This is a genomic window from Flagellimonas pelagia (assembly GCF_003584135.1).
Lineage (GTDB): Bacteria > Bacteroidota > Bacteroidia > Flavobacteriales > Flavobacteriaceae > Flagellimonas > Flagellimonas pelagia.
In genome coordinates this window covers 27,431-42,831 of record NZ_QXFI01000013.1, presented here as the reverse complement: position 1 = coordinate 42,831, position 15,401 = coordinate 27,431, and the positions used below count along the sequence as shown (strand labels likewise).

Sequence of the window (15,401 nt, the reverse complement as noted above, 5' to 3'; positions counted from 1 at the left end):
CGTGGTCTTGCGTTTTATTTAAAAAAGAACCATTTTTATTACGTAAATTTCCTTTTTTAACTAATTTAGCTGAAAATTTCAATGTAATGAGCAAAGTTAAGCTAGACGAGATAGACCACCAGATACTGGACATGTTGATAGACAACACCCGTACTCCCTTTACGGACATTGCCAAAAAGCTTTTGATTTCAGCCGGAACGGTCCATGTCCGTGTAAAGAAAATGGAGGAATCTGGGATCATCAAAGGTTCATCCCTTACCCTGGATTATGTTAAACTAGGCTATTCCTTTATAGCTTACGTGGGTATTTTTCTTGAGAAAACCCATCAGACCAAGTTTGTGTTGGAGCGACTGAACCAAATACCCTATGTGACCGTTGCGCACATCACTACCGGAAAATTCAATATTTTCTGTAAGATTAGGGCAAAAGATACTACACATGCCAAAAACATCATCTTCAAAATAGACGATATTGATGGTATCAGCAGAACGGAAACCATGATTTCCTTGGAAGAGAGCATCAATGATAAAAAACGTTTGATGCACACAATCTTTAACGAGATGTAATTCATTTTAGATAGATGCTGGTTTCGGATTTATCAATTTCGGAATACAATCCTTTTTACCAAACCTATATCAATGCATTGGGCAATGTTGACCTGATGAATGAATTGAGACAGGGTAAAAAGGATTTTTTGTCCCTTGTGCAACATCTTCCCGATGATAAATTACGCTTTGCTTATGCCGAGGGCAAATGGTCCTTGGCAGAAGCATTGGTACATATGATCGATACGGAGCGTATTTTCCAATACAGGGCCCTTCGTTTTGCAAGGAACGATAAAACGGACCTTCCGGGTTTCGAACAAGATGATTATGTTCCCAATTCCAACGCCGGGAGCAGGACCAAAAATGATTTAATGGAGGAGTACACTGCGGTCAGGGACTCCACCATAACACTCTTCAAGTCTTTTGATCAAGATATGTTGAAAAGGGTAGGGAAGGCAAACGGTTTTCCTATGAGCGTTGGGGCACTTGGATTTATCATCAACGGCCATCAGGCCCACCACATCAGAATTATTAACGAGCGGTATTTGGTGTAATCAGAACAGACCTTCGTTGTCCGTATCGTCTGCTTCAAATTCAGGTGTCTCAAGAGCATCCACATTCGTTTCTGCCACTTCTTCTGGTTCTAGGTCCTTGTCCAATTCCCTCTCCATGGTTTCCTCAAAACTCGAAATAAAATGGCTAAGACTATTACTGATCTTTACCAAGTAAATGGTATCCTCGGTACGCACTTCAACAGCTTCAATGATATCACCGTTCGGTTTTCTGAATGTAATGATGTCGTCATCCCCATACCCATCTGGATAAGAGTCGATTAGAATAGCCGCCACCTTGTGGTCCAACTTTTTGTAGTCAATCAATATCCGTTTCATAATGGTTAGTTATTAAAGTAATCCTAAGCTAGGATTTTTTGGAAATGACCAACATAAAGAGTTGCCAAGGCAAAAAAATAGTATATGTATCGCTTATTCTTTGTAGTATGAAAAAGCCTCTACGAAAAGATCTTCCGGCACCTTGATGTCGGTTACGGCAACACCGATGGATTGTAAAAGCACAAAGTTGATATTGCCATGTGAGTTCTTCTTATCGTATTTGAGCAGTTTTAGAATGGCATCCATGTCGTTGTCATCAAAGTCCACTTTTTCAAAATATTGCAAAAAGGTCTCTTTGATCTCGTTGAGGCATAGTTTTGACAATCCTGTAAGCTTGTGGGACAAGAAACCTTCCATGATCATCCCTATGGCAATGGCCTCTCCGTGCAACAATGTTTTTTTGTCGTAGTTTTCAAGGCAATAGGATTCTATGGCGTGACCCAAGGTATGTCCAAAATTCAAGATTTTGCGGAGTCCTTTTTCAGTGGGATCCTGCAATACCACATCATTTTTGATGGCAATGGATTTCTGAATGCTTGAAGCTGCCTCAAAAATGTTACCATGCCGTAGATCGTCCCAGTATTCCCTGTCCTTAATGAGGCCGTGTTTCAGCATTTCGGCATAACCACTTTTAATTTGCCGGGGATCCAACGTTTTTAAGAATTCTGGAAAGATGAGGACCATCTGCGGTTGGTTGATCACCCCGATTTGGTTTTTCAAGGAACCTAGGTCAACCCCCGTTTTTCCTCCTATGGAAGCATCTACCATGGACAATAGGGTAGTGGGGATGTTGATAAAGTCGATCCCTCTTTTAAAAGTAGAGGCCACAAACCCACCAAGATCGGTAAGGACTCCACCTCCCAGATTGATCAATAAACTCTTTCGGTCCCCATCAAAGTTGGAAAGTTGTTCCCAAACCTGCAAGCAAGTCTGTATGTGCTTATTCTCTTCCCCTGGTTCAATTTCAAAAATGGAATCGATAGATTCTTCAAACTTTTTTTCAAAGGCCGGCAGACAATATTTTTTTGTGTTGGTATCCACCAAAACAAAGATTTTTGAATAATCATTTTTGGCAATATGTTGGTTCAGTGCGGCTTGTGCTAGCTCGTCAATGTGAACGTCATAAGATTGTGCTTTGACCGATTCCATAATTCAAATTTCACTGCTAAATAAAGATTATTTTATGGATAAGGTTATGGATTCCGTACTTATATTTGAATCTTTAATTGGAACACAAATAATGCAACCTAATTTTGAGAATACCGCAATAGCTTTTGAGCTGAAATCCGACTCCCAGTTGGAGAGCGCCTACTTTTTGTTCAAAATGATCGCCAGCGAGCCTTTGGTCAGGATTGGTACCGCCGTGACCAATTTTGCCATCAAGGCCCATTTACCTGTTGATGGATTGATTAGGGCCACTGTTTTTGACCATTTTTGCGGGGGAGTGAATGAAGAAGACTGTCTTCCGATCATAGATAAAATGTACGAAAAAGGAGTCTGTTCCATTTTGGATTATTCCGCTGAGGGTAAGGAAGTGGACAACCAATTTGATTTTGCATTGCAGAAAACGCTAGAAATCTTGGATTTTGTCAAGGAAAAGGACGCTATCCCTTTTGCCGTTTTTAAACCCACCGGTTTTGGACGCATGAAACTGTTCGAAAAAATGAGCATCGGTCTGGATTTAACCAGCGAGGAGACCGAGGCCTGGGATAGGATCGTGAACCGATATGAGAAAGTCTGCAAAAAGGCCCATGACCTTGATGTGGCCTTATTGATCGATGCAGAGGAAAGCTGGATGCAGCAAGCTGCCGATGACCTTGCCTTAGGAATGATGCGCAAATACAATAAAGAAAAGGCCATTGTTTTCAATACGTTCCAGATGTACCGATGGGATAGACTGGATTATATTAAAAAATTACACACCCTTGCCAATGCGGAAGGCTTTAAGGTGGGAGCCAAGGTTGTTCGCGGGGCCTATATGGAAAAGGAAAACGAGCGTGCACAGGAAAAAGGATATAAAACCCCTATTTGTAGCAACAAACAGGAAACCGATCAAAATTTCGATGCGGCCATCACCTACCTCATGGACCATTTAGACTGTTTTAATGTTTTTGCGGGAACCCATAACGAACAGAGCTGTCATAAATTGATTGATGTAATGGAAAATAAAGGACTAGAACCCAATGATCCAAGGGTTTGGTTCGGACAATTGTTCGGGATGAGCGATCATATCACCTACAACTTAACGGCCGCCAACTACAATGCTGTAAAATATGTACCCTACGGTCCGGTGAAGGATGTAATGCCCTATTTGATCAGAAGGGCAGAGGAGAACACCTCCGTGGCAGGGCAAACTTCACGGGAACTAGCCTTGCTGCAAAAAGAACGGAAGCGCAGGAAGTTGGAGGATTAATCCAAAGTTTCTATATTTTCCACAACTATGGATTCTTTGCAGTTTTTGATTTGAAGTGACAATGGTTTTCCATCTACCTCATGTGAAACCACATACGTTTTACAAGGTTCAGATTTGGTATCGCTCTTGCCAAAATCCACATCGCCATCCGTCAAGAATTTTAAGATTAGGGTTGTGTCCCGGTAGGCTTCGGGCAATGCCTCACCAAAAGTCAAAGTTTTAGATCTCATATTCTTAAGTACCCTACAGTTGGGCAGGTAGCAAAAATCGATGCCTTCCTCACCAGACTTTTTCTTTAAGAAGAAAACCAAGAATACCAATCCAATGGACAATCCTACCAAGTACCATCCCAATCGCTTTAAAAACTCCATCTACCCTAAAAAATAAGAAAATTAATGTCGTTATAACTCATCCCGAACCAGTCGCCTACCGATTTATTGGTCAAGATACCGTGGTACATGTACAATCCGTTACGAAGACCTTTATCGAACCGTAGGGAATGTTCCAAACCTCCTTCTTCACCAATTTTCAACAGATACGGGGTGAAGATATTGCTGATGGATACGGATGAAGTCCTGGGATACCGAGAGGGGATATTGGGAACACAATAATGTGTTACCCCGTATTTTTCAAACGTCGGTTTCGTATGAGTAGTGACCTCAGAAGTTTCAAAACAACCGCCCATGTCGATACTCACATCGATGATGACCGCCCCTTTTTTCATGTGTTCCACCATGGTATTGGAAACCACCACAGGGGACCGATCCTTGCCGCGTGTGGCACCAATGGCCACGTCACAACGCTTTAGGGATTTTATCAGGTTTTTAGGTTGAATGGTGGAGGTATAAAGCGTTCGGTTCAAATTGGTCTGCAAACTCCTCAACTTACTGATGGAGTTGTCAAAAACCTTCACGTTTGCTCCTAACCCCAACGCAGAGCGAGCGGCAAACTCACCCACGGTGCCTGCACCAATAATGACCACTTCCACAGGCGGAACTCCGCTAATGTTGCCGAACATCAAACCGTTGCCTTTATTGGTGTTGGCCATCAGTTCCGAGGCAATCAAAATCGATGAAATCCCAGCGATCTCGCTCAAGGAACGAACAGCAGGATAATTGCCATCCTCATCCTTTATAAACTCAAATGCAATGGCAGTAAGCCGTTTTTTGGCAAGGGCCTCAATATATTCTTTCCGTTGTGTTTTGATCTGCAGGGCAGAAATGACAATGGTCTGTGGGTTGATGAAATCTATTTCGGTGAGGGTAGGGGGTTCTACCTTTAGTATAATGGGGCAGGAAAATATCTTTTTGGTATCCCGGGTGATTTCGGCCCCAGCATTGGTATATTCAATATCCGAAAAATTGGCGGCATCCCCTGCACCAGATTCTATCAACACACGGTGGCCATGTGCCGTAATAGCGTTCACAGCATCCGGCGTAAGACAAATTCGTTTTTCCTGATATTGGTTTTCCTTGGGAATGCCTATGTAGAGTTCCCCTTTTTGTTTGATGACCTCCAAGGTTTCTTCTTGGGGCAACAATTGTTGTTTGCTAAATGGGGAGGACGGTTGGTTCATATGTGGCAAAAGTGTTCAACATTCCGAAACTGGTAATGGAACAAATTTACATTTTTTTCGAAAGGGTGTTTTGGCGTTCTTCCAATTTCTCTCTTTCCTTTCTCAGTTCCTCTTTTTCCTTTAAAATCTGAAGTTCTGTGTCCATGGCATCGAGATCGATCCCGTGCACGTGTTTGTCCACCAATTTAAGCCTTATAAAGTATACCACTGGCACTACCACCATAGTAACTGCAATGACATACAAAATTTCATTTTCATCAATACGCTCACTATTGGAGTAGTTCAAAACAGTAAACAGTTGAAAACTGTACATGGAAATTGGAATCAATATGGCATGGTACCACCAATTTTTTGAAGTAACGAACCAAATGACCAACAGGAGTAATGGAACAACCTTACTTAAATAAAAGTAAATTGCCGTGCTTACGTCTCCAAAGTTGTTTTCATTTACAGTGATTCCCAGTATGGTTAAAGTTGTAGCGTCTTGAGGTAAGTATTTATAGCTATAAAACATTATCGGAGATATTGCAATAAATAATGCAATAGCCCCTTCTATAATGAAACGCTTTCTTATCGTAGATTTTTTGCTCATCACTTTGTTAACTCAAAAAACCTGGGATTATTGTAAAAAAAAAATCCCTTTTCGAAAAAAGGGATTGATACTTGAAGGATGAAAGCTCAATTAAACCTTAACGATTTTGCGCTTTTCAATACTTACAGTCTGATTCTTGTCAATTTTAACACTGGTTGAAACAGCGGTCATTGCCAAAAAAGCAACAGCAAGTAATCCAAAAAAAACTTTTTTAGTGTTCATCGTAAAAGAGTTTTTGGTTAATAAATGAATTCATTCACTGAGCAAATGTAGGAAAATATCTCAACCCTACCTACGCTTCAACGATAAAATTGGTTTTTTAACGTAAAAACCGAACGGTTTATCGAATCGGACTTGCTTTGTAAAAGAATGAGTTCAAGATAATGGGATCAATCGTTAAGAAACATTTAACTCGATTGAACGCGTATTTTCATCGATAAAATACAATAAAACACTTACAGCGTCGTTTGGCAGCAACGACTTGACTTTCTCCGGCCATTCTATAAAAAGCCAAGCATCCGAATTCAAGTAATCTTCAAAGCCAATATCCAAAGCTTCCATTTCATCGTTTAGTCGATAAAAATCAAAATGGTACGCCAATGGCTTTCCTTTATTGTCATGATATTCATTGACCAAACCGAAAGTAGGGCTGTTGGCAATGTCTGCGGCACCCAGTTGGTGTATCAATTGTTTTACCAAGGTGGTTTTGCCTGCACCCATTTCCCCATACAAACAAATGGTCTTATTGGGAACGGAAGCCAACAGGGTTTTGGCCACTTCACTGATTTCCGATAACTGAAAAGTCGTTTTCAAGATAAACTATTTTGGCTCCAAAACTACAAAAGGAACAATCATTTCTTCCAAAGAAACCCCGCCATGTTGGTACGTATTCCGATAATAACTTACATAGTGATTAAAGTTGTTGGGATATGCAAAGAACAGGTCGTTCTTGGCAAAAATGAAACTGCTGCTCAGGTTAATATTGGGCAAATGGATTTCCTGTGGATTCTTGGTGGCCAACACCTCTTTGTCCTCATAGGTTAGGCTGCGTCCCGTTTTGTACCGAAGGTTTAGACTGGTTTCCCGATCGCCGATCACTTTGGATGGCTGTTTTACATTGATGGTGCCATGATCTGTGGTCAATATCAATTTCATTCCCAAACTTTGCGCTTGTTGTATGATTTCCAATAAAGGAGAATTCTTGAACCAACTCAGCGTGAGGGATCGGTAGGCCTTGTCGTTGGAAGCCAGTTCCTTCACCACATCCATCTCAGTCTTGGAATGCGACAACATGTCCACAAAATTGTACACGACCACGGTTAGATCGTTCTCTTTTTGCGACCTGAAGTTTTGGGCCAGCTGTTTCCCTTGTTTTAAATTGTTGATCTTATGGTACTCCCATTTTAGGTTGAGGCCCAATCGTTTCAGTTGTTCTCCCAAGAATTCGGCTTCAAAAAGGTTCTTGCCGCCTTCATCGGTATCGTTTTTCCACCAATTGGGATAGCGCTTTTCCATTTCCAAGGGCATCAATCCCGAAAAAAGGGCATTCCGCGCATATTGGGTGGCGGTGGGCAAGATGCTATAATAGGAAGACTCCTGTTTCTTTTTATAATGCACGGAAAGGGTTTCTTCAAACGCTAACCATTGGTCATATCGTAAGTTGTCTATGACCACCATCAAGGTCTTGTTGCCTTCCAACTCAGGTTGAACCTTATTTCTAAAAAGCGTATGGGACATGATGGGGGCATCCCCATCCTTGAACCAACTTTTGTAGTTCTTGTCCACAAACTTGCTGAATTGGGAATTGGCCTCAACTTTTTGGGACTCCAATATCTCGAACATTCCAGAATCCTCTATCTGCTCCAATTGCAGCTCCCAATAGATCAGTTTTTTATAGAGTTCGGCCCATTCTTCATGGGTGTTGACCATGGATAGGTCCATGGCTATCTTACGGAACTCCTGCTGGTAGTTTGCCGTGGTCTTTTCCGATACCAAACGGGAATTGTCCAAGCTTTTCTTCAGCGACAATAAAATTTGATTGGGGTTAACGGGTTTTATGAGATAGTCGGCAATCTTAGACCCGATGGCTTCATCCATAATGTACTCCTCCTCACTTTTGGTAATCATCACCACAGGAATGGAAGGTTCATATTTTTTTATCTCGTTGAGGGTCTCAAGACCCGAAAGTCCCGGCATGTTCTCATCCAAAAAAACAATGTCGAAAAAATTTTCCCTGATTTCTTCCAACGCATCCTGGCCACTTTGACTGGTAACTACTTTGTAATTCTTACTTTCAAGAAAAAGTATGTGGGGTTTTAGCAGGTCTATCTCATCATCGACCCAAAGAATTGTAATCTTGTTCATATAGTAGTTATCTTTGTGGCATTAAAACAAAAATCCTTGGTAAAAACCAATAAGCTTAACGTTTTTAACGATCCAATTTACGGTTTTATTGGAACTCCAAACGAACTAATTTTTAGGCTGATTTCCCATCCTTATTTCCAGAGGTTGAGGCGGATATCCCAAATGGGCATGTCCTACATGGTGTATCCGGGAGCCCACCATACCAGGTTCCACCATGCATTGGGGAGCATGCATTTGATGACCAAGGCCATTCAAGTACTCAAAGTTAAGGAGGTTGAGATAACTCCAGAAGAGGAGAACGGTCTACTCTGTACCATTTTGCTGCACGATATTGGCCATGGACCTTTTTCGCATGCACTGGAAGGTTTTGTGGTGAAGGATTTGAGTCATGAAAAACTTTCCCTACAGTTTATGATGGAATTGAACAAGGAGTTTGATGGAAAGTTGGACGTTGCCATTTCAATCTTCAAGGGAGATTACCCGAAACCTTTTTTGAACCAACTGGTGTCCAGTCAATTGGATATGGACCGATTGGATTACTTAAAACGAGATAGTTTCTATTCCGGGGTGACCGAAGGTAACATCAATTCCGAACGGCTCATCTCCATGTTGAATGTGGTAGATGGTAATTTGGTGGTAGAAGAGAAAGGGATCTATGCGGTGGAGAAATTCTTGATGGCCCGAAGGTTCATGTACTGGCAAGTTTACCTTCATAAAACGGGATTGGTTGCGGAACAATTGTTGGTCCGCATTATGCAACGCGCCAGATTGTTGTTGGCTCAAGGATCAATGCTGCCAGCCAGTAGGCCCTTATTGTTTTTTTTGAACCAAAATGAACCCATATCGTTTGATAAAGAGATCCTTGAAACATTTGCCCAACTGGATGACGTGGATATTCTTGGCGCATTGAAAGGCTGGCAATCTCACGAGGATTTTGTGCTGTCCAAATTGTGCAGTATGATATTGGATCGCAGACTCTTGCACATCAAGATCAAAAAACAGCCTGTTGAACCACAAAAAATGAATGAAAAGTTATCGGGAGTCGTCCAAAAATACGATCTTTCAGCTGAAGAAGCCGCCAACTTTGTGTTTCAGGGCGAAATCTCGAACAAGGCCTACAATCAAAAACAGCAGGCCATATACATTCTTAAAAAGAATGGCAGGATTACGGACGTGCTCAAGGAATCTGACCAGCTAAGCCTGAAGGCACTTTCCAAAACAGTTACCAAATATTACAGCTGTTACCCTAAGGAAGCTGTTTAACAAATTTTGTTACTTTTGCACCAATGAAATTCACAGCTACCCAAATTGCCGGAATATTAGAGGGGGAAATTGAGGGAAATCCTCAAATCGCTGTCCATAAATTGTCCAAGATCGAAGAAGGTGAAAAAGGTTCGTTGACCTTTTTGGCCAATCCAAAATATACTGCTTATATCTACTCCACAAAGGCTTCCATAACCATTGTGAACAAAGACTTTGTTCCAGAACAGACCTTGTCCACCACATTGATCAAGGTAGAGGATGCATACAAGTCGTTTTCCAAACTATTGGCGTATTACAACCAGGTCAAGAACAATAAGGTCGGGATTGAAAACCCTTCCTATATATCTGGAAGTGCTTCGTACGGGGAAGGATTCTATTTAGGTGCTTTTTCCTATTTGGGGGAGAATGTAAAGATCGGGGACAATGTAAAGATTTATCCCAATGTCTTCATCGGGGACAATGTAAGCATCGGCAACGATGTGATTGTATTTGCTGGGGCCAAAATTTACTCGGAAACCATTATCGGGAACAATTGTGTAATCCATGGTGGTGCCATTATTGGTGCCGATGGGTTCGGGTTCACGCCCAATTCCAATGGGGAATATAGTAAGGTACCGCAAACCGGTAACGTAATCCTGGAGGACAACGTGGATGTTGGGGCAGGAACTACCATAGATCGTGCAACCTTAGGCTCCACCATATTAAGAAGAGGTGTCAAACTGGACAACCAGATCCAGATTGCCCACAATGTGGAAATTGGGGAACATACGGCCATTGCTGCGCAAACCGGTATTGCAGGTTCCACCAAAATTGGAAAGAATTGTCTTATCGGAGGTCAAGTGGGCATCGTAGGCCATATCACCATTGGGGATAGGGTCAGGATACAGGCCCAATCCGGTATTGGCAGAAACATTAAAAGCGACGAAGTCCTCCAAGGGTCGCCAGCTTTAAATTACGGGGACTTCAACAAATCATACGTACATTTTAAAAATTTGCCAAAACTGGTAAATCAAATCTCCAACATAGAAAAAAAGGTTGAAGGTGAGCAAAATAAGCAATAAGCAACGCACCATTGAAAAGAAAGTAACACTACAGGGAGTAGGGTTGCACACAGGCGAAAATGTAACCATGAGTTTTTTGCCTGCAAAGGAAAATCACGGATACGCGTTCAAGAGAATAGATTTGGAGGGCGAACCCATCATAGAGGCCGATGCCAATTATGTGGTGAATACCCAACGGGGCACCAATTTGGAGAAGAACGGTGTCAAGATCCATACCTCTGAGCACGTTTTGGCTGCACTTGTCGGACTTGAAATCGACAATGTTCTCATAGAATTGGATGCTCCCGAACCTCCAATTATGGATGGTTCCTCCAAGTTTTTTGTAAAGGCTCTGGAAGAAGCAGGCATTGTGGAACAGGAACAGGAGCGCGACGAATACATTGTGAAGGATGTCATTTCCTATAAAGATGAGACCACTGGGAGCGAAATCACCGTAATCCCTGCCGATTATTATCAAGTAACGGCAATGGTTGATTTTGGAACCAAAGTATTGGGCACCCAAAATGCCACTTTGGAAAAAATGTCCGATTTTAAGGAGGAGATAGCGGATGCACGCACCTTCAGTTTTCTCCATGAATTGGAAATGCTCTTGGAACATGGATTGATTAAGGGCGGTGACCTGAACAACGCCATTGTTTATGTGGACAAGGAAATTTCCGAGTCTACCATGAAAAAATTGGAAAAAGCTTTCAACAAGGAAAAACTTTCCGTGAAGCCCAACGGTATTCTGGATAACTTGACACTGCATTATCCCAATGAGGCGGCGCGCCATAAATTATTGGACGTAATCGGAGATTTGGCCTTGGCCGGAACACGAATCAGAGGGAAAGTGATTGCCAACAAACCTGGCCACTTCGTAAACACCCAGTTCGCCAAGAAGCTTTCCAAAATTATTAAGATTGATAAAAGGAACAAAGTTCCCACCTATGATTTGAACCAAACGCCCTTGATGGATGTCACCCAAATCATGAAAATGTTGCCACATAGGCCTCCATTTTTATTGGTGGACAAAATCTTGGAGCTATCCGACACCCATGTGGTTGGGGTCAAAAATGTGACTATGAATGAACCGTTCTTTGTAGGACATTTTCCTGGAGCACCCGTAATGCCAGGAGTTCTTCAGGTAGAGGCCATGGCCCAGACAGGGGGGATTCTTGTATTGAGCACCGTGCCAGATCCTGAAAATTATTTGACATTATTCATGAAAATTGATAATGTGAAATTCAAACAACAGGTGGTTCCTGGAGATACTTTAATATTCAAATGCGATTTGATTTCTCCAATAAGAAGAGGAATCTGCCATATGCAAGCCTATGCCTATGCTAATGGAAAGTTGGCCACCGAAGCTGAATTGATGGCACAGATCGTTAAAACAAAAAACACAGATTCGTAAATGAACCAACCCTTAGCATATGTTCACCCGGGAGCCAAGATTGCCAAGAATGTGGTAATCGAACCCTTTACGACCATCCATAACAATGTCACCATTGGTGAAGGTACCTGGATTGGTTCCAACGTAACCATTATGGAAGGGGCCCGTATCGGCAAAAACTGTAACATTTTTCCAGGAGCAGTCATTTCCGCAATGCCCCAAGACCTAAAATATCAAGGAGAAGAAACTACCGTACAAATTGGTGACAATACGACCATACGGGAATGTGCCACCATCAACAAGGGTACGGCAGACCGCATGAAGACCGTGATCGGAAATAACTGTTTGATCATGGCTTATTGTCATATCGCCCATGATTGTGTCGTGGGAGATGGCTGTATTTTCAGCAATAATTCAACGTTGGCGGGCCATGTCACCATTGGCACCAATGTAGTCTTGGCGGGTATGGTGGCCGTACATCAATTTGTATCCATAGGAAATCACGCATTTGTAACGGGAGGTTCCTTGGTACGGAAAGATGTCCCTCCTTATGTTAAGGCAGCACGGGAGCCCCTATCTTATGTCGGTATCAATTCAATAGGATTGAGACGAAGAGGGTTCGATGCCGATAAGATCAGGGAAATCCAAAACGTTTACCGTATCCTGTACCAAAAAAATTACAATAACACACAAGCAGCATCCATTATAGAAGCAGAAATGGAGGCAACCCCAGAACGTGATGAGATTCTTCAATTCATCAGGGATTCGCAAAGGGGTATCATGAAAGGCTATTTTAGTTCAAATTAATTTTATGGCAAATACTTCTGATATTAGAAAAGGGTTGTGCATCCGATACAACCACGATATCTACAAGATTGTAGAGTTTCTTCATGTAAAACCAGGAAAAGGCCCAGCCTTCGTTCGTACCAAATTGAAAAGTGTCACCACTGGAAAGGTCTTGGACAATACTTTTTCAGCCGGGCATAAGATTGAGGATGTGCGTGTGGAGACCCGTACCTATCAATATTTATATCCTGAGGGAGACACCTTCCATTTCATGAACACGGAGGATTACAACCAGATATCTTTACCAAAGGATAATTTGGACGCTCCCGATCTACTGAAAGAAGGCGAAGTGGTGACCATCATTTTCAACGCCGAGGACAATATGCCCCTTTCCGTGGAAATGCCCGCCAGCGTTATCTTGGAAGTGACCCACACTGAACCAGGGGTTAAGGGAAACACGGCGACCAATGCCACCAAACCTGCAACTGTGGAAACGGGAGCCCGAATCAACGTACCTCTTTTCATCAACGAAGGGGATAAGATTAAAATCGATACGGAAAAGGGAGCTTATTTGGAACGCGCTAAAGAGTAAGGAAAAATGAAATTTCCGAAAGCCCATACTTTAAAGGAGATTGCGGAAATCATTGGTTCCGAGTTTGTCGGCAGCGAGGTTTTTCCTGTTTTTGGTATGAATGAAATCCATGTAGTGGAAGAAGGCGATATTGTGTTCGTGGACCATCCTAAATATTACGACAAAGCCTTGAATTCCAAGGCCACAGTCGTACTCATCAACAAAAAAGTGGAATGTCCCGAAGGTAAGGCCTTGCTCATTTCGGACGACCCTTTTAGGGATTTCAATAAGCTGACAAAACATTTCAAACCATTTGTAAACTCCAACAATATCATTTCTGCCACTGCGGAAATAGGGGAGGGCACCATCATACAACCTGGAGTTTTCATTGGAAACCATGTGAAAATTGGAAAGAACTGCGTCATCCATCCACATGTTACCATTTATGATGGCTGCATTATCGGAGATGACGTGACCATTCATGCGAATACCGTACTGGGAGCAGATGCATTCTATTACAAAAATAGGCCCGAAGGGTTTGATAAATTGCTCTCGGGAGGTACCGTGGTCATTGAAAACAATGTGGACATTGGTGCATCCTGTACCATAGATAGAGGAGTGACGGGAGCCACTACCATCAAGGAAGGTTCCAAATTGGACAACCAAATCCAGGTGGGGCATGACACGGTAATCGGCAAAAAATGCTTGATTGCTTCCCATACAGGGATAGCTGGTTGTGTAGTCATCGAGGACGAAGTGACCCTTTGGGGCCAAGTGGGGATCACCAGTGGTGCCACTATCGGTAAAAAAGCTGTTATTCTGGCCCAAACGGGAGTGGCCAAATCCTTGGAAGGCGGCAAAACCTATTTTGGTAGTCCAGCTGAAGAAGCGCGTGAAAAACTAAAACAAATGGCATCGGTTAAGCAGATTCCCGAAATCCTACAAAAACTGAAAAAGAATTAAAAAATCAATAGATAAAAACTTTAGTAAACCATATTTTTGCACCTATATTAAGTTAAACCTATGAGCGTCTTAGTAAACAAAGATTCAAAAATAATTGTACAAGGATTTACCGGTAGCGAAGGAACCTTCCATGCCGAGCAAATGATTGAATACGGAACCAATGTGGTTGGTGGGGTTACCCCGGGAAAAGGTGGCCAAGAACACTTGGGAAAACCAGTTTTCAACACGGTGGAAGATGCCGTTAAGGAAGTTGGTGCCGATACCACGATTATTTTTGTACCGCCAGCGTTTGCTGCTGATGCCATTATGGAAGCTGCCAGTGCCGGAATCAAGGTGATCATTACCATCACCGAAGGTATCCCTGTGGCAGATATGGTGAAAGCTTACGACTACATTCAAGATAAAGATTGTACTTTAATTGGTCCTAACTGCCCTGGTGTGATTACTCCAGGAGAGGCCAAAGTAGGTATCATGCCTGGTTTCGTCTTCAAAAAAGGAAAAGTGGGGATTGTTTCCAAATCGGGAACCCTTACCTATGAGGCCGCTGATCAAGTAGTACGTCAAGGATTGGGAATTACAACGGCCATCGGTATCGGTGGAGATCCCATCATAGGAACAACGACCAAAAAAGCGGTGGAGCTATTGATCAACGATCCTGAAACAGAATGTGTGGTAATGATCGGAGAAATCGGTGGACAATTGGAAGCCGAAGCAGCAAGATGGTACAAAGCAAGTGGTAGCAAAAAACCGATTGTTGGTTTCATCGCCGGTGAAACTGCACCTGCAGGTCGTACCATGGGTCACGCCGGAGCTATTGTAGGAGGTAGCGACGATACCGCCCAGGCCAAGAAAAGAATCATGCGCGAATGTGGTATCCACGTAGTGGATTCTCCAGCTGAAATTGGTGCCAAAGTAAAAGAAGTGGCGGGATAACCGACCGTTAAATCTATTCTAAATCCCGTTTTTTAGCGGGATTTTTTTTCGTCTAAACCTAAAACAACAACT

The 15,401-nt window shown here is 42.5% G+C and carries 18 protein-coding genes; 10 read left to right on the top strand and 8 right to left on the bottom strand.

What is annotated here, in order from left to right; translation table 11 throughout:
* Positions 1–86 precede the first annotated feature (86 nt).
* Together D2V05_RS04645 and D2V05_RS04640 are read left to right on the top strand one after the other, a co-directional pair.
* On the top strand, positions 87–566 hold the full coding sequence (locus D2V05_RS04645; RefSeq protein ID WP_119641654.1) for an Lrp/AsnC family transcriptional regulator: 480 nt from the start codon (positions 87–89) through the stop codon (positions 564–566).
* 14 nt (positions 567–580) lie between these two features.
* Positions 581–1,099, top strand: coding sequence for a DinB family protein (locus D2V05_RS04640; RefSeq protein ID WP_119646362.1), 519 nt, complete (start codon positions 581–583; stop codon positions 1,097–1,099).
* On the opposite strand, the gene D2V05_RS04635 is transcribed toward D2V05_RS04640, so the two are convergent.
* Both D2V05_RS04635 and aroB read right to left on the bottom strand, forming a co-directional pair.
* A complete protein-coding gene (locus D2V05_RS04635; RefSeq protein WP_235855388.1) occupies positions 1,100–1,435 on the bottom strand; it encodes a hypothetical protein in 336 nt (111 codons plus the stop codon). It abuts the gene before it with no gap.
* A gap of 93 nt (positions 1,436–1,528) precedes the next feature.
* On the bottom strand, positions 1,529–2,584 hold the full coding sequence (gene aroB, locus D2V05_RS04630) for a 3-dehydroquinate synthase (protein ID WP_119646361.1): 1,056 nt from the start codon (positions 2,582–2,584) through the stop codon (positions 1,529–1,531).
* 91 nt (positions 2,585–2,675) lie between these two features.
* On the opposite strand from aroB, the gene D2V05_RS04625 reads away from it, so the two are divergent.
* Positions 2,676–3,848, top strand: a complete 1,173-nt coding sequence (locus D2V05_RS04625) for a proline dehydrogenase family protein (RefSeq protein WP_119646645.1) — start codon at positions 2,676–2,678, stop codon at positions 3,846–3,848.
* Here the strand turns inward: D2V05_RS04625 and D2V05_RS04620 are convergent.
* From D2V05_RS04620 to porX, 6 genes are all read right to left on the bottom strand, one after another.
* On the bottom strand, positions 3,845–4,219 hold the full coding sequence (locus tag D2V05_RS04620; RefSeq protein ID WP_119646360.1) for a DUF4258 domain-containing protein: 375 nt from the start codon (positions 4,217–4,219) through the stop codon (positions 3,845–3,847). The genes D2V05_RS04625 and D2V05_RS04620 overlap by 4 nt on opposite strands.
* A 5-nt stretch (positions 4,220–4,224) precedes the next feature.
* Positions 4,225–5,424 (bottom strand): alanine dehydrogenase, encoded by a 1,200-nt coding sequence (locus D2V05_RS04615; protein WP_119641649.1) that lies wholly within the window; start codon positions 5,422–5,424, stop codon positions 4,225–4,227.
* Positions 5,425–5,470: 46 nt separating this feature from the next.
* The gene (locus tag D2V05_RS19800) at positions 5,471–5,737 is read right to left on the bottom strand and encodes a hypothetical protein (RefSeq protein ID WP_235855387.1); all 267 of its coding nucleotides are present in this window, start codon (positions 5,735–5,737) and stop codon (positions 5,471–5,473) included.
* A gap of 369 nt (positions 5,738–6,106) precedes the next feature.
* On the bottom strand, positions 6,107–6,238 hold the full coding sequence (locus D2V05_RS19880; RefSeq protein WP_262706546.1) for a hypothetical protein: 132 nt from the start codon (positions 6,236–6,238) through the stop codon (positions 6,107–6,109).
* 174 nt (positions 6,239–6,412) lie between these two features.
* A complete protein-coding gene (gene tsaE, locus D2V05_RS04605; RefSeq protein WP_119646358.1) occupies positions 6,413–6,829 on the bottom strand; it encodes a tRNA (adenosine(37)-N6)-threonylcarbamoyltransferase complex ATPase subunit type 1 TsaE in 417 nt (138 codons plus the stop codon).
* 6 nt (positions 6,830–6,835) lie between these two features.
* The gene (gene porX, locus D2V05_RS04600; RefSeq protein ID WP_119646357.1) at positions 6,836–8,380 is read right to left on the bottom strand and encodes a T9SS response regulator signal transducer PorX; all 1,545 of its coding nucleotides are present in this window, start codon (positions 8,378–8,380) and stop codon (positions 6,836–6,838) included.
* A gap of 36 nt (positions 8,381–8,416) precedes the next feature.
* Here porX and D2V05_RS04595 point away from each other — a divergent pair, with 36 nt between their 5' ends.
* From D2V05_RS04595 to sucD, 7 genes are read left to right on the top strand one after another with little or no spacing between them, the layout of a single operon-like run.
* Positions 8,417–9,643, top strand: coding sequence for an HD domain-containing protein (locus D2V05_RS04595; RefSeq protein WP_119646643.1), 1,227 nt, complete (start codon positions 8,417–8,419; stop codon positions 9,641–9,643).
* Between the two features lie 23 nt (positions 9,644–9,666).
* On the top strand, positions 9,667–10,704 hold the full coding sequence (gene lpxD, locus D2V05_RS04590; protein ID WP_119646356.1) for a UDP-3-O-(3-hydroxymyristoyl)glucosamine N-acyltransferase: 1,038 nt from the start codon (positions 9,667–9,669) through the stop codon (positions 10,702–10,704).
* Positions 10,685–12,097 (top strand): bifunctional UDP-3-O-[3-hydroxymyristoyl] N-acetylglucosamine deacetylase/3-hydroxyacyl-ACP dehydratase, encoded by a 1,413-nt coding sequence (locus D2V05_RS04585; RefSeq protein WP_119646641.1) that lies wholly within the window; start codon positions 10,685–10,687, stop codon positions 12,095–12,097. The genes lpxD and D2V05_RS04585 overlap by 20 nt, the downstream gene beginning before the upstream one ends.
* Positions 12,098–12,883, top strand: coding sequence for an acyl-ACP--UDP-N-acetylglucosamine O-acyltransferase (gene lpxA / locus D2V05_RS04580; RefSeq protein WP_119641643.1), 786 nt, complete (start codon positions 12,098–12,100; stop codon positions 12,881–12,883).
* Between the two features lie 4 nt (positions 12,884–12,887).
* Positions 12,888–13,454: an elongation factor P gene (gene efp, locus D2V05_RS04575; protein ID WP_119641642.1), complete on the top strand. Its 567-nt coding sequence runs from the start codon at positions 12,888–12,890 to the stop codon at positions 13,452–13,454.
* A 6-nt stretch (positions 13,455–13,460) separates the two neighbouring features.
* Complete coding sequence (locus D2V05_RS04570; protein WP_119646355.1) at positions 13,461–14,396, top strand: UDP-3-O-(3-hydroxymyristoyl)glucosamine N-acyltransferase; 936 nt, start codon at positions 13,461–13,463, stop codon at positions 14,394–14,396.
* A gap of 60 nt (positions 14,397–14,456) precedes the next feature.
* Entirely contained in the window at positions 14,457–15,329 is an 873-nt protein-coding gene (sucD, locus tag D2V05_RS04565; RefSeq protein ID WP_119641640.1) for a succinate--CoA ligase subunit alpha, read from the top strand.
* Positions 15,330–15,401 lie beyond the last annotated feature (72 nt).

Bases quoted from the DNA above. Each gene is read 5' to 3' on its own strand.
- D2V05_RS04645 (WP_119641654.1), top strand. From the start codon at position 87: ATGAGCAAAGTTAAGCTAGACGAGATAGACCACCAGATACTGGACATG.
- D2V05_RS04640 (WP_119646362.1), top strand. From the start codon at position 581: ATGCTGGTTTCGGATTTATCAATTTCGGAATACAATCCTTTTTACCAA.
- D2V05_RS04635 (WP_235855388.1), bottom strand. From the start codon at position 1,435: ATGAAACGGATATTGATTGACTACAAAAAGTTGGACCACAAGGTGGCG.
- aroB (WP_119646361.1), bottom strand. From the start codon at position 2,584: ATGGAATCGGTCAAAGCACAATCTTATGACGTTCACATTGACGAGCTA.
- D2V05_RS04625 (WP_119646645.1), top strand. From the start codon at position 2,676: ATGCAACCTAATTTTGAGAATACCGCAATAGCTTTTGAGCTGAAATCC.
- D2V05_RS04620 (WP_119646360.1), bottom strand. From the start codon at position 4,219: ATGGAGTTTTTAAAGCGATTGGGATGGTACTTGGTAGGATTGTCCATT.
- D2V05_RS04615 (WP_119641649.1), bottom strand. From the start codon at position 5,424: ATGAACCAACCGTCCTCCCCATTTAGCAAACAACAATTGTTGCCCCAA.
- D2V05_RS19800 (WP_235855387.1), bottom strand. From the start codon at position 5,737: ATGTACAGTTTTCAACTGTTTACTGTTTTGAACTACTCCAATAGTGAG.
- D2V05_RS19880 (WP_262706546.1), bottom strand. From the start codon at position 6,238: ATGAACACTAAAAAAGTTTTTTTTGGATTACTTGCTGTTGCTTTTTTG.
- porX (WP_119646357.1), bottom strand. From the start codon at position 8,380: ATGAACAAGATTACAATTCTTTGGGTCGATGATGAGATAGACCTGCTA.
- lpxD (WP_119646356.1), top strand. From the start codon at position 9,667: ATGAAATTCACAGCTACCCAAATTGCCGGAATATTAGAGGGGGAAATT.
- lpxA (WP_119641643.1), top strand. From the start codon at position 12,098: ATGAACCAACCCTTAGCATATGTTCACCCGGGAGCCAAGATTGCCAAG.
- efp (WP_119641642.1), top strand. From the start codon at position 12,888: ATGGCAAATACTTCTGATATTAGAAAAGGGTTGTGCATCCGATACAAC.
- D2V05_RS04570 (WP_119646355.1), top strand. From the start codon at position 13,461: ATGAAATTTCCGAAAGCCCATACTTTAAAGGAGATTGCGGAAATCATT.
- sucD (WP_119641640.1), top strand. From the start codon at position 14,457: ATGAGCGTCTTAGTAAACAAAGATTCAAAAATAATTGTACAAGGATTT.